The organism is Gottfriedia sp. ABJ_BB2_2, from assembly GCF_055484705.1.
Genome location: NZ_JBVFKR010000001.1, coordinates 486998 through 500931 on the forward strand (window position 1 = coordinate 486998; position 13934 = coordinate 500931).

11 protein-coding genes are annotated in these 13934 nt (G+C 32.8%); 2 read left to right on the forward strand and 9 right to left on the reverse strand.

What is annotated here, in order from left to right; all coding sequences use genetic code 11:
* Positions 1 to 78: 78 nt before the first annotated feature.
* The 5 genes from ACX6U0_RS02590 to ACX6U0_RS02610 form a co-directional block, all read right to left on the reverse strand.
* Positions 79 to 1791, reverse strand: a complete 1713-nt coding sequence (locus ACX6U0_RS02590) for an FTR1 family iron permease (RefSeq protein WP_464958446.1) — start codon at positions 1789 to 1791, stop codon at positions 79 to 81.
* Positions 1792 to 1800: 9 nt separating this feature from the next.
* Complete coding sequence (gene efeB, locus ACX6U0_RS02595; RefSeq protein ID WP_464958447.1) at positions 1801 to 3051, reverse strand: iron uptake transporter deferrochelatase/peroxidase subunit; 1251 nt, start codon at positions 3049 to 3051, stop codon at positions 1801 to 1803.
* 1 nt (position 3052) lies between these two features.
* Complete coding sequence (efeO, locus tag ACX6U0_RS02600; RefSeq protein WP_464958448.1) at positions 3053 to 3901, reverse strand: iron uptake system protein EfeO; 849 nt, start codon at positions 3899 to 3901, stop codon at positions 3053 to 3055.
* A gap of 149 nt (positions 3902 to 4050) precedes the next feature.
* Positions 4051 to 5358, reverse strand: a complete 1308-nt coding sequence (locus tag ACX6U0_RS02605; RefSeq protein ID WP_464958449.1) for a D-arabinono-1,4-lactone oxidase — start codon at positions 5356 to 5358, stop codon at positions 4051 to 4053.
* 316 nt (positions 5359 to 5674) lie between these two features.
* A complete protein-coding gene (locus tag ACX6U0_RS02610; RefSeq protein ID WP_464958450.1) occupies positions 5675 to 7948 on the reverse strand; it encodes an AAA domain-containing protein in 2274 nt (757 codons plus the stop codon).
* Between the two features lie 197 nt (positions 7949 to 8145).
* On the opposite strand from ACX6U0_RS02610, the gene ACX6U0_RS02615 reads away from it, so the two are divergent.
* Positions 8146 to 9123 (forward strand): NAD(P)H-quinone oxidoreductase, encoded by a 978-nt coding sequence (locus ACX6U0_RS02615; RefSeq protein WP_464958451.1) that lies wholly within the window; start codon positions 8146 to 8148, stop codon positions 9121 to 9123.
* Between the two features lie 68 nt (positions 9124 to 9191).
* Positions 9192 to 9893, forward strand: coding sequence for a DUF554 domain-containing protein (locus tag ACX6U0_RS02620; protein ID WP_464958452.1), 702 nt, complete (start codon positions 9192 to 9194; stop codon positions 9891 to 9893).
* Positions 9894 to 9966: 73 nt separating this feature from the next.
* Here ACX6U0_RS02620 and ACX6U0_RS02625 read toward each other — a convergent pair whose 3' ends face one another.
* From ACX6U0_RS02625 to gabT, 4 genes are all read right to left on the reverse strand, one after another.
* Positions 9967 to 10470: an N-acetyltransferase family protein gene (locus ACX6U0_RS02625; protein WP_464958453.1), complete on the reverse strand. Its 504-nt coding sequence runs from the start codon at positions 10468 to 10470 to the stop codon at positions 9967 to 9969.
* A gap of 14 nt (positions 10471 to 10484) precedes the next feature.
* Entirely contained in the window at positions 10485 to 10796 is a 312-nt protein-coding gene (locus ACX6U0_RS02630) for a hypothetical protein (protein ID WP_464958454.1), read from the reverse strand.
* A gap of 268 nt (positions 10797 to 11064) precedes the next feature.
* Complete coding sequence (locus tag ACX6U0_RS02635; protein ID WP_464958455.1) at positions 11065 to 12489, reverse strand: aldehyde dehydrogenase family protein; 1425 nt, start codon at positions 12487 to 12489, stop codon at positions 11065 to 11067.
* A 1-nt stretch (position 12490) separates the two neighbouring features.
* Positions 12491 to 13855, reverse strand: a complete 1365-nt coding sequence (gene gabT / locus ACX6U0_RS02640; RefSeq protein WP_464958456.1) for a 4-aminobutyrate--2-oxoglutarate transaminase — start codon at positions 13853 to 13855, stop codon at positions 12491 to 12493.
* Positions 13856 to 13934 lie beyond the last annotated feature (79 nt).

The following is a 13934-nucleotide window of genomic DNA, read 5'->3' on the forward strand; positions in this document are numbered from 1 at the left end:
GAAAAAAATAATAAATAAAAAATGGTAACTAATTAAGATTAGTTACCATTTTTTGTAGTTCTCAAAATAGTGAACTTACTAAGCTGAGATCGATTGTTTTTTATTACTGATCTTTGTTCCTACAAATAACCAGATCACAAATACTATTAAAATGATCTGCGGAATTGCACTTTCGAATGAAGGATAAATCCCAATTTTAGGTATTGTTGGTAGTTTTGTAGACATGTGATTTGGTAAGTACCCAATTCCTTGTAGTGCATGTATACTTTGCCCGATAAATTTAAACGTCAAATAGTAAATACATAAGCTTGCAATTAAGAAGAATGGTTTTAATGGTATTAATTTGCTACCTTTCAAAAGGATGAAACCAATAACAATTAATATCAAGATACCTCCTGCAAATCCAATCAATAATTCTTTCATTGAAATTGATGAACTCATCCCAATGTAGAATACTACAGTCTCTGCACCTTCTCTGAAAACTGCAAAAAACGAAAGTAAGCTAATTGATAGAATTCCTCCACCTGCTAATGCAGCTTGTGCTTTTTCTTTCATTGTTTTGCCATATGCTTGTTGATTTGATTGTTTATGCAACCAAAGTCCAACTGTTAGCATAAAGACAACGGCAATTAAACCGGATACCCCTTCAATTAATTGATTGCTAATACCAGCGGAAATTTTAGATAATAAAAACTGGAATAATGCACCGGCAATTAAGCTTGCAACAACCCCAAAGGCACCACCAATGAAGATCCATTTTCGAGCAGAAACTTGATTATTTTTTGAAACTAAAGCTAGTAAAGCAGAAATAATAATCAAAGCTTCTAATCCTTCACGGAAAACAATTGTTCCAGCATCAAACATCGAATATGAATTTTTCTCCGTAGCCATATTTAAGTTTGATTGAATCTGTTTTAATGTTTTCATCGTTTGATTAGAGTTTGGTTGATCGGATATTTGTGATAAAGCGATTGTTGTATCATTTTCAATTTGTTTATAAAGTTCCATTGAATTAGCTTGAACAACTACTTCAACATATGGCCAATCCTGAACGAACTCAGTAAAAGCGTCTTGTGCTTTTTTGGGTTCATCTGAATGAATATACTCAATCGTTTGGTCAATCAATCCAATCGCTTTCTCAATACTTACCTCTTTATCTGAATCAGTTGTTGGATGATTTAAGACATCAATTAATTTCATTAATGTACTTGTTACTTTTTTACTGTCTTGCTCTGTTGAAAATAATGCAGATCTAGTTGTAATCATATTTGATTCAATTGCACCGTAGAAACCAGCATTCGCTTTTCTTAAATCATTCTCGATTTTATACCATTCAACCTCAAACAATTTATATTGTTTTTTTGCTTCAATCCAATCTGAATCAATTGAATAAGTCTGAACTTTTTCAAGATGGAATGTTAGTTTGGTTAAATCAATTTGAGATAAATCTTTTACCTCATTCGTATTTTCAATCCATTTTTCTGTCTCAAAAGCAATATCACGAATATCTTCAGTAATTGCTGTAATATCATTACTATCCAAATCTTTTAGTGCATTATTTACAAGTTTATTTAATTGATCAGTTTTTTCTTCCTTTACAATTAAACTTTGTATCGATTGTAAATCTGCTTTCACTTTATCTTTCTCACCGTTTTTAACTTCGGTTAAGGAATTCCCAATGTGAGAAAGTACTTGTTCTTGAGCGTCAGTTTCTGCAAATATTTTTTGAATTGGACTATTAATGAATACAATAAATAGTAAAGTAATTAAAACCGTTGTAATTTTCTTCATTGTTTTCACCTAGAATAATCCTTCTCCAATATAACTGCCCTTCTTTACACCGCCAAAACATGCAAAGACCGCACTTCCATTATGTTCAATATATTCATTTAATAAGTCCATTTTTGCTAATTTTTCTTGTAAAGGTATAAATTGTTTCTCAATATCTTTTTGGAAACTTACAAATAATAAACCTGCATCTAGTTTTCCTGTTTGAATATCTAATCCATCTGTATATGAATAAGATCTTCTTAAAATTTTCACTTTACCATTTCCTCTAGCTAGAGCAACGTGAGAATCAGCGGGAATCATTAAATTACCATTTACATCTTTTTTCTTTACATTTAATTCTGCAAATTCGTCCTTTTCGCCAAGAGGTGCACCAGATTGTCGATGACGTCCAAATGTAGCTTCTTGATCATTTAAAGTACTTCGATCCCATTCCTCTACTCGAATACGAATTCTTCTAGCCACTAAATACGAACCACCAGCTAACCATGTTGGCGTATTTTCATTTTGAATCCAAACATGCTTATTCATTTCATTTTTATCTTTCGGGTTTGGATTTGCAGTACCATCTTTAAATCCCATTAAATTTCTTGGGGTACTTCCAGATGGATCTGATCCTGCTGAACGTTGAAATCCATGTTGCATCCATTTTAACGAAACAATTCCGCGGCCAATTCTAATTAAATTACGAAGTCCATGAAATGCAACTTGTTGATCATTTGCACAAACTTGAACAACAACATCTCCACCATTCCATTCTTCTCTTAAATCGTCACCTGGAAAATGTGGTAAATCCTTTAATTGACTTGGTCGTTTTGATTGTAGTGATAGTTTATCGAAGAAACTAGGTCCTACACCAAAAGTGAAAGTCAGTTTCATAGGTTGAAGTCCAATCGCTTCTCCCGTATCTGCTGGAGGGGAAGACAATACATCTCCATCTCCAATCTCTTTTCCTTCACTAAGTGTAGCAGCCGCTTCCGTCCATTTTTTAAATAACGCTTTTATCTCATTTTTTGATGTCGTTTCTAGTTGAAATGATGCTAAGTACATGAAGTCTTGAGCAGGCGTAATAATCCCTTGTTGATGCTCACCGTAAAATGGAAGAAGTTCACTTGCGTCCACTTTATTTGGAGTAAAAAAATTAGTTACTTTATCAGTAGCAGCCTCTATACCAGTTGCACCAATTAATAATCCCGCTCCGCCTACACCGATTAACTTAAGTGCATCTCGTCTAGAAACTTTATTAGTTTCTAAGTTTGCCATATTAATTTACTCCTAACGTTGAACCAACTTGAGAAATAGGTTCTGCAAGCGCATCAACTTGTTGTGCTAGCTTCTTCACTTCATCTTCTTTTAACTTCGTGTAATCGATATATTGATCACCATTTTTATATGAGTCCAATGATGCCATTAACTCGTTAAAACGGTCATCAATTGTAGTCGCTAACTCAGCATCTTTTTCCTTTAATTTAGGTAGAACTAATTCAATTACTTTGTGAGAGCCTTCAACGTTTGCTGCAAAATCAGCTAAGTCTGTATGAGAATATCGTTCTTCTTCTCCTGTAACTTTTGAAGAAGAAACTTCATTTAATAATTCCACAGGACCTGTTACAAATAGAACTGGATCAATTTCAACCGTTTCTACTTTCGCACGTAAATAATTTGCGTCCTTCATTAATTGTTCAGTATATTTCTCTAAACCTTTTGTTGTTTTATCCACCCATAATACTTGTTCGATTTTGTGGAAACCAGTCCACTCCTCTGCAGGTACATCACCTTCACGTGCATCTATTTTCGGATCTAAATCACCAAAAGATTCTGCAACTGGCTCAATTCTTTCGAAATATGATCTGCTAATTGGGTATAAACGTTTTGCTTCTTCTATATTACCTGCATTGATTGCATCTACGAATAATTGAGTTGATTTTACAAACTCTTCCGTTTGTGAAACAACAAAGTCGCGATAACTATTAATCTCAGTATCTAGCTTTACTTTTTCTACTACATTTGTATCTTTTTTAACTTTACTAGTTTCTTCAGCTTTTTGTGAGCACCCCGCTACCATAAGGCTTGTTGCAATTGAAAGTGCGATCAAAGTTGTTTGCTTCTTCATTATTTTATTCCTCCAGAATGTATCATACTCTTTTGATTGTATGTATTGAAAACCATTATCATCTAACATCATATTATAATTGATAATAATTTTCAATTAAAATTTCATTAAAAAATGACAGAAAGTTACTACCTCCTGTCATTTATAAATTATCCTAAGTTAAATAACTTTCCTAAATATGCATTTACAAACAAGTTATTTGGATCTAGTTTGCTTCTAATTTCTAGAAATTGTGATAAATGAGGATATAGCTTATGCAATTGATCTAATGTCATACTGTGCATTTTCCCCCAATGTGGACGTCCACTATAGCTTTGGAGAATTTCTTCTATTCGATGGAAATAATCTTGATGTGGCATTCCTTTATACATGTGAATGGCAATATAAGCAGAATCACGTAAAGATGCGGGACTGATCATAAAATGATCACCTTTTACAAACCTACATTCAATTGGAAAATGAACATTGAATTTATTTTTTAAGATTTCCTCTTGAATCTCTTTCGTTGCATCAATCATTCGTGCTTTTGGAATGCTATATTCCATTTCATTAAATTTTACATCTCGTACTGTAGAAAACAGTTGAAAACTTGGTCCTACCATTTTAGAGTTTGGTACATTTTTGGCACTTAATCTACTAATCATCCTACTAGTTTTAGGTATATTTCTACTAATTTCACTTAAAAACCAGAAAGCTTTATTTTCAATTGTTGCCACTTTCCATTTTTCGAATTTAAATGAATGATTCTTAGTTCGCGTTTCATTCATCAGTTTTACTTGTATATTTTTTGAATAAGGAAACATATAAAATTCAAAATGCTCATTTTCATTTTTCATTTCATTTAGCTGATGATATAAATCATTTGTTTGAATTTTTTTACTTTCATATCGATAAGTTGTTGCAGGCTTAATCCTAATCTTCATTTTTACTACAATCCCGAGTAGTCCTAGTGAAACACCAATTGCTTTAAATAAGTCTATATTTTTTTCTTTCGAGCAAACTAACACTTCTCCATTAGGTATAACTACTGTTAGTTCTTCAATTTGTGTGGCTAAGATTCCATGCTGTATACCAGTACCATGTGTGCCTGTTAAAAATGCTCCGGCAAGAGATTGTACATTTATATCACCTAAATTTTCTTGTGCATAACCTGATTGATATAATTCTTGCCCAAGTCTCTCTAATTTAGTTCCAGCCCAAACTTCAGCTATTTGCTTCTCTTTATCTATTGAAATAATACCTTGTAAAAGATCTAAGGATACGAGGAAATCAGTTGTGGATATTAATGGGGTAAAGGAGTGACATGAACCTACTACTCTTATTTTCTTATTTTCTATGTTTGCTTTTTTAACAATCGAAACAACCTCTTCTATTGTAGATGGTGTAAATATATGCTGTGGATTAAACTTCACACTACCAGACCAATTTTGCCAATAACCGCTTTTCATCGGAAACACCCCTTTTCTCCTGTATGTTGTAAAACTATCGATGCTTCGCTATGGTTTATGGTGAATCACAATTGACAAAACGTAATATGTTTTAGGACTTGTACATTACTAATAGGATAATCCAGCTTGAATTTTTTCAGTTTAACTTCTTTACAGTATCAATTTTATTTGGATTAAAAGCATCTTCATTAAGAAAAAACATGGCATGAATAAGTTTCAAATTCGGTCTCTTCGACCAATTATTCCGTTGCAATTTTTTACTAATTTATGCAAAAAAACTTCGTAAAAGAATAAAAAAATTACATGGAATACAATCCATGTAATCTTAATAATCTATAAATCCTTTTAATGTTCGTAATGTATTTGGACTATTTAATCTAGCGGTAAAAATAGACTGATTCATCGTTTGGTGACAGTAAGGGTGTCCATACCAAAGGATCTCATTATCTATTATGATGAGCGGTTGCACAATTTCTTTATGAATAAATTTCCACTTTTTTTGATTTTCATAACTATTCTCACTAATAAAAGTGATTGGTACGTCAATTTCATTCAATAATTTTCGAAATTCATTAGACATTAGTGACAAGTTTGGCATAGATACAGTTAAACTTTTTTTGATATTTCGTAGATCATTTTTAAATTCTTCGTTCCAATCAAATTGATGATTCGGAAAGAACTTTAATCTTTTAGAAATACTATGTGAAAAGACTTTTTCAAATTCATTTTTTTCAATTTTATATTTATGCTCCATTTGATATTCTATTAATTTACGAACTGTTTTCTCGCGGTTTGTCTTTTGCTTCATAAATGGGATATCAGTTATATGAATAAATTTACCTTTGGCCCTCGTTAATGCTACATTAATTAATCGATCACTATTTTGGTCCGTTAAAATATAACCTGGAGAATATTGTGGCTTTGTATCAACTGTATCAAATATGATTACATCACATTCTGAACCTTGAAATCGATGCACTGTTGCAATTTGAATTGGTAAGTCTTTATATTTTGTTTTTCCAATAATATCTTTATGGAGTTCAGCTAATAGTTTTGATTGAGCTCTATACGGTGTTACAACGCCAATCGACTCAACCCCATCTATTATACTTGTGAGCATACATTGTGTGGCAATAATAGCTGAACCTAAATTGTATCTAGAGTTAGTATTTGTATCCTTCATAGCATATGTGTTTAAAAACTGTGCGTTTACTAAACAATTTGCTTTCATGGGGAATGGGCGGTGTTTGGAAATCTCTTCCCTCTTCTTAACAGATGGATGATCAAATACTAATGAATGATATATTTCCATATTGGTAAATCCAGATATATTCGGATGCATCCTTCTTTGCTTGTTCAATAGAACAAGATTTTCTAAGCTTTCACCATTATTTATTTTCTGAACAATCCCTGCATGATGAAATAAATCTTCCTGAAGCCATTTTTTTACATATTGATTTTGATAGTTAGAAGCAATCGGTGGTAATTGTTTAAAATCCCCACATACAACGATTCTTTTTGCTAATGTAGAAGCAAATGCAATTTGTGGTGTATAAGCCATACTAATTTCATCAACAATGACTAAATCAAATTGACGCAAATAGATTAATGGATCAATTGAACATTTTGATAATGTAGTACCTACTACCTTTGCTTGATCAATCAATTCTTTTTCTTTCTCTCGAATCTCAGCCCGAAGCTTATTCAGCTTATTTTGGATTTTACTTAACTCGTGTAAGTCACCTCTTGAAGCGACTCCTCTTTTTGCTTTTCTAATCATTGCAGATTTTCGATCATCCAAATTTTCTAGCTCAATTTGAACAGACTGATCCTCTATTTCGACAAGTTTAGATGAGAGTATATCATCATGTTGAAGCAGCACTTCATCTTTTGTATATCCATAACGAACAATATCTCCACTTTTCCATTTTGCTTTTTCTTCAAGCTGACCTATCACATTTTTCATTAAAACATCAACTGCAGCATTTGAATGCGCGATCACTAAGACAGATTTATTTTTTTCATAATGCTTTAAAATCATATTCGTTAAATTATAAGATTTACCAGTACCTGGTGGCCCCCAAATATAGGTTGTTGCATTATAGAACGAACGATAAATACATTCCTTTTGGAGAGAACTACCAGCTTTTAATTTTTCTAGATGTTTTGGCCTAGAATTTGCGTTCATTAGTCTCATAATTCGTTTTTGTTTGTCTCTATAGTCTTTTATTTCATCAAGTCTCTCTATTAATTGTTCTAGTAACTCCCAAGGCTCACTGAATAATTCAGCATATGGTATGTTCGACTTAAGATTTTCATTTACTTTAATTTCTAATTGTAATCCTTTACTAGACAGGATTTCGCCTTGATAATCTTGATTTTCAATTTTTATACGGACTGGCGTTCCATCCGGTACAAACACTTCAGAGTAGACAGTAAATAAGATAACTGTACTTTGACCTATTTCATATAGTGGTGTACCTTTAGTTAGTAAATGTCCTCTTCCGCCATGAAATTTCAAGAAATTCCGCTCAGCTTCTAATGCGATTTGCCATTCTTTTATTAATTCCTTCACATCGTTTGTATGTTTTACTTGCATCTCTTTCACCTAATTTGTTTTAAATTCCAAAAGTAATCTATTCGTAATTAAACAATCATACACTAGTTTTTCAAATAAATTAAATAAATTCATATGCAACAGTATGTAAATCATATTTTCATGAAGTTTTTAAAATATTCTTTCGCCTCTATATGTTGTATGATGTATTCATCAATAAATAAAGGATGGTTTTGCCAATGAGAGCAGTTCAAATAAATGTAGATTCAAAAGCATTATTTATTGGAAATGACAGAATGCCTACGATTGGTGAAGATGAACTTCTCATTAAAGTTCAAGCGACCGCATTAAATAGAGCAGATATTCTTCAAAAATATGGTAAATATCCCGTTCCTCCAGGTGCTTCACCAATATTAGGATTAGAGATGTCAGGAGTAATTGAACAAATTGGTAAATATGTTACTAATTGGAAAATTGGTGATAGAGTATGTGGTTTATTACCAGGTGGTGGTTATGCCGAGTATGTATCTCTTCCCTCACAACTTGCCATTCCAATCCCGGATGATATGTCTTTTGAAGAAGCAGCAGCCATTCCTGAAGTTTTTTTAACAGCATATTTAAATGTATTTGAACTTGGTCGATTAAAGGAGAAAGAAACTGTGTTAATTCATGCTGGGGCAAGCGGTGTCGGAACTGCGGCAATTCAACTTGCGAAAGAATTTGGTGCAAACTCTATTATCACAGCTGGAACACAGGAAAAATTAGATGCCTGTCTACAATTAGGAGCAAATCATGCCATCAATTATAAAAATCAAAATTTCCAAACGGAAATTGAAGATATAACCAATGGCAAAGGCGTAGATTTAATTTTAGATTTCGTTGGCTCAGATTATTTCCATCAAAATATTCAATCATTACATACGAATGGACGGTTAATTTTAATCGGAACAATGAGTGGATCAAAGATAAATGATTTCAATCTATTACCGTTACTAATGAAACGAATTTCTATTATAGGTAGTACTCTACGTTCACAAACACTTGATCAAAAGATTCATTTAACAAATCAATTCATAGAACATGTGATACCATTAATTAAATCTAAAAAAGTAAAACCGGTTATCGATTCAATTTTTAGTTGGAACGAAGTAAACGATGCTCATAACCGAATGGAAAAAAATCTAAATATCGGCAAAATTGTCTTAAAAATAGATTAATACGAAAATCATGCTCTGTTAATTCTGTTAACGGAGCATAGGATAAAAAAGAAATAAAGGGGATTATCATGGTATTACTAGGTTCAATTGTTAATGCAATCGCAATTATTATCGGTTCATTACTAGGTTTATTTATTAAAAGAATTCCTGAACGAATGAAAAATTTAGTTACACAATCAATCTCTCTTGTTATTATCGTCTTGGGAATTACATTAGCGATGAAAACGAATCAAGTTTTAATTGTCATATTCAGTTTAGCTCTAGGGGCTGTGGTTGGAGAATGGCTAGATATTGAAGAGAAATTAGATAAACTTGGGCATTTCATTGAGAGTAAAGTAAAAACGAAAAATGAAGGATCTATATCAAAAGGTTTTGTAACTTCAACATTACTTTTCTGTGTTGGAGCAATGGCGATTTTAGGAGCACTTGATAGTGGTCTTCGGAGCAATCATGAAATCTTATATACAAAATCATTGATGGATGGATTCCTATCAATCATCTTAACTTCTACTCTTGGCATTGGTGTTTTATTTTCATTTATTCCTGTATTTTTATATCAAGGCTTCATTGCAATTTTTGCTTCATTTGTTCCGAATCTTGTAACAGAGCATTTATTAAATGCCATTATTGCTGAAATTTCGGGTACTGGCGGGATCCTATTACTTGCATTAGGTTTAAACTCCCTTGGCGTAATCAAAATAAAAATTGGTAATATGTTGCCCTCAATTCTATTTGCACTACTATTTGTTTGTATCATTCAATACTTTTAATATAATTATAGAAAAAAGTGAAGTAGACTGTTTAATCTACTTCACTTTTTATTTACTAAAAAACTAGTTCTATTTATTTAATTACTTTTACCATATGATCCTCATCGTAGAATACACCATCAACACTTATCGCTCTCTTTTCTACTCCGAAGCTAACAAAATCTAAAGACTCATATAATTTTTTTGCAGGGATATTTGTAGAAATAACTGCTAATTCAATTTGTAGTATATCTTCAATTAAAACCGCTTGATTTATTGCATATTGAAGTAATTTTTTTCCTAAACCAGTACCTCTTTGACTAGGTGTTATATACATCCCCCAGATCGCACCTTTATGCTTCATCTTCTCAGCTCGCTTTTGAAAAAAACCTACAACTCCTACGAGCTTATTATTTTCAAAGGCTCCTATAATAAAATTATCATCTGTAGATGGAAAGATTGCTTTATGTTGCTCATATGTCTTAGTTGTATATTCTATTAAACTTTCACCAAACGCTTCAGGCGATAATGTTAACCCTTCACTTCTTAATTCAATAAATTCATCCAAATCTTCAATTGTTAATCTTTTAATTTCCATCTCATGTTCTCCTTTTAATATGGAATTTCACCTTTCAAGATCGGTATAATTAGAATGATGAAAGAAATAAATAAAACGACCCAAAAAAAGTAGCCCCTAATTCTTCTCTTTAACTGTTCCGAATTCCAAATTAGTAATCTGATAAGTGATTCAATCCCATAGATGATAAAACTAACACTAAACCATATCACACTGATATTCCCTAAAAATTGAACATCATTTATTTGATAAAGCTGTCTGATGATTACATTTGTTGTGATTGATCCGATGAGTAAAGCTAAAAATACTTCGAAGATTGTCCAATAGTAACCTTTCAATTGATCCATTTAAATACCTATCCTCTCACCTAGACAATGTATTCATTTTTAATTTTATGTGAAAACATCTACCTTCAATATAACATATAATTCAGAATGTTTAGTATATGTTTTTAATGCATGTTAACTAACTTGATTTCCTATCTATATTAGGAAAGAAAATTAGTTAAAGTTACTTATTCTATGTTCAGATAAATGTAAGGAAATCACGAAAAAAAAGACCTACCAAAGATGATTGATAAGTCTTTACATTAAATTTTTCACTTCACAGATACGATCACATTTTTATCGAAATTAATTTCATTTCAGTCATTTCTTGAATTGCGTATTTAATCCCTTCTCTACCGTATCCACTTTCTTTCACTCCACCATATGGCATTAAATCCACTCGAAAAGTTGGTACATCGTTAACGAGTACACCACCTACATGCAGTTTTTTTGTTGCATAAAGCGCACGATGGAGATTTTCAGTAAAGATTCCCGCTTGTAATCCATATCTACTGTTATTCACTTCATTTATTGCTTCATCAAAATCGTTATACGAATTTACGGATACAACTGGTCCGAATACTTCATTACAAGAAACCTCGCAAGTATTGCTCACATTGGCTAATACAGTTGGAGAATAAATACGTTCACTGATGATGTTTCCACCTGTAATTAACTTTGCACCATCTTCTAATGAGTTTTTCACCCACCGATCAATTCTTAATACATCTTGCTTTGTAATTAATGCGCTAATATCCGTTTTCAAATCTAGTGGCGAACCAACGACTAATTTTTCAACAGCTACTTTCATTTTACGTAAAAATTCCTCTGCCAGTGATTCGTGTACATAGATGCGCTGTAATGAAATGCAAACCTGACCATTATAAATAAAGGCACCCCATACACAGCGATTGATTAATTCATCCGATAAATTTACACCTTCATCAATGATTAATGCAGCATTTGATCCAAGTTCAAGCGTAACTCTTTTTAATCCAGCTTTATTTTTTAATGAAATACCTACTTCCGGACTTCCCGTAAAAGTAATTGCTTTCACATCTGTATGTTTAACGAGAGCATCTCCAATTTCAGAACCTTTTCCAGTAATTAAATTAAAAGCACCTTTAGGTAAATCAGTTTGATCAAGCATTTCTGCTAAAGCATAAGCAGATAAAGGTGTTTGGCTTGCTGGCTTCAATACGATTGTGTTACCAGCTGCGATTGCAGGTCCGACTTTATGTGCAACTAAATTAAATGGGAAGTTAAAGGGTGTAATCGCTCCAATTACGCCAATAGGCTCTCTAACAGTATATGTTATCCTTCCTTCTCCACCGGCTACAGCATCTAATGGCAAAGTTTCACCATATATTCTTTTCGCTTCCTCTGCGGCTATCTTATACGTCGCAATTGTTCGATCAATCTCACCTAATGCTGCTTTTAAAGGCTTTGCAGCTTCCAATGCAAGAATCTCAGCTAATCTACTTCGGTTCGCTTTAAATTGCTCTACTAATTGCTCTAAAATCACACTTCGTTCAAAGGAGCTGAGTTTTTCCATGTCATCTCTTGCTTTTTTTGCAGACGTGATTGCTTCTTCTAATTGTTCCAAACTAGCTAACGGAATTTCAGCTAATTTTACATCTGAATGTGGTGCGAATAGTTCAACATGATTGATTCCATCTATCCATTTACCATTTATATAAAGTTTCTTCCTCAATTTATTTCACCTCGGTTTTATGCTTGCCACTAACTTGATGTAAAGAATACTTTAGTATTTCTAGACCCTCTTTTAGTTCCTCATCAGAAATGGTTAAAGGAGTTAAAAAACGAAGGACATTACTATGAACACCCGCACTTAAAATGATTAATCCATTTTCATAACAAGTCTTTGTTAGTGCAGCTACAAATTCTTTGGCTGGTTGACGAGAGATTGGATCAACAAATTCAATCCCGACCATCGCTCCAAGTCCTCGTACATCATAAATAATTGGTAATTCCTCTTTCAATTCATTAAAGCAATTTTTAATTGTCATTCCAATAGTATTTGCTCTTTTCCAAAGTTTTTCTGTTTCAATTTGCTCTATTACCTCAAGTGCTGCAACACATCCTAATGGGCTCCCACCATATGTTCCACCAATTTCCCCTGGCGAAGGAGCGTCCATGATTTCGGAACGTCCAGTAACTGCACTAATAGGTACACCGGCAGCGATTGATTTAGACAATGTAATCAGATCAGGTTCTATTTCAAAATAAGTCGAAGCAAATAATTCACCAGTTCTACCAAAACCAGTTTGTATTTCATCAGCTATAAATAAAATTCCATGCTTTTTACAGATTGAAAATATTTCTTTTACAAAACGTTTAGGTGGAACAATAAATCCACCCTCACCTTGTACAGGCTCCATAATTACAGCAGCAACTTCATCAGGTGATACCTCAGTTAAAAGAAAATCATTAAACTGATGAATACAAAAATCAACATACTCTTCCTCAGTCTGACCATTTGGACGATTTGCTAGATAAGGAAATTGTGCTTTATATGTAGCTGGAGCAAATGGGCCCATTTTATATTTATACGGTTTTACTTTACTTGTTAATGACATTCCTAGCAGTGTACGTCCATGGAAACCTCTTGTAAATGAAACAATCCCGGAGCGTCCTGTATACTTTCTTGCAATTTTCACTGCATTTTCAACGGCTTCTGCACCACTATTCAATAAGATAGTTTTTTTAGAAAATTTACCTGGGGTTATGTTTGATAGTTTCATTGCTAAATCAATATATGGTTTATACATCCCTACATGAAAGCAAGAATGAATGAATTGATCTGCCTGCTGTTTAATCGCTTGTACCACATGCTCTGGTGTATGACCTACATTAAGTGTACCTATTGCACCTGCAAAATCTAATAAATTATTTCCATCAACATCCTCTATGATTGAACCATGGGCTTTTTCAACGAAAACGGGAGTATTGTTACCAACACCATTTGGTACATAATGGTTTCGTAATTCGATTAATTTTTTTCCTTTTGGGCCAGGAACACCAGCAGAAACATTTGTATATTTTCGATTGATGGCCATCTTTCATTCTCCCTTCAATTTTATTCACAAAAAGAAGTTTCATATATAAATTAGGCTTCATTCTAATATACTCGCATTT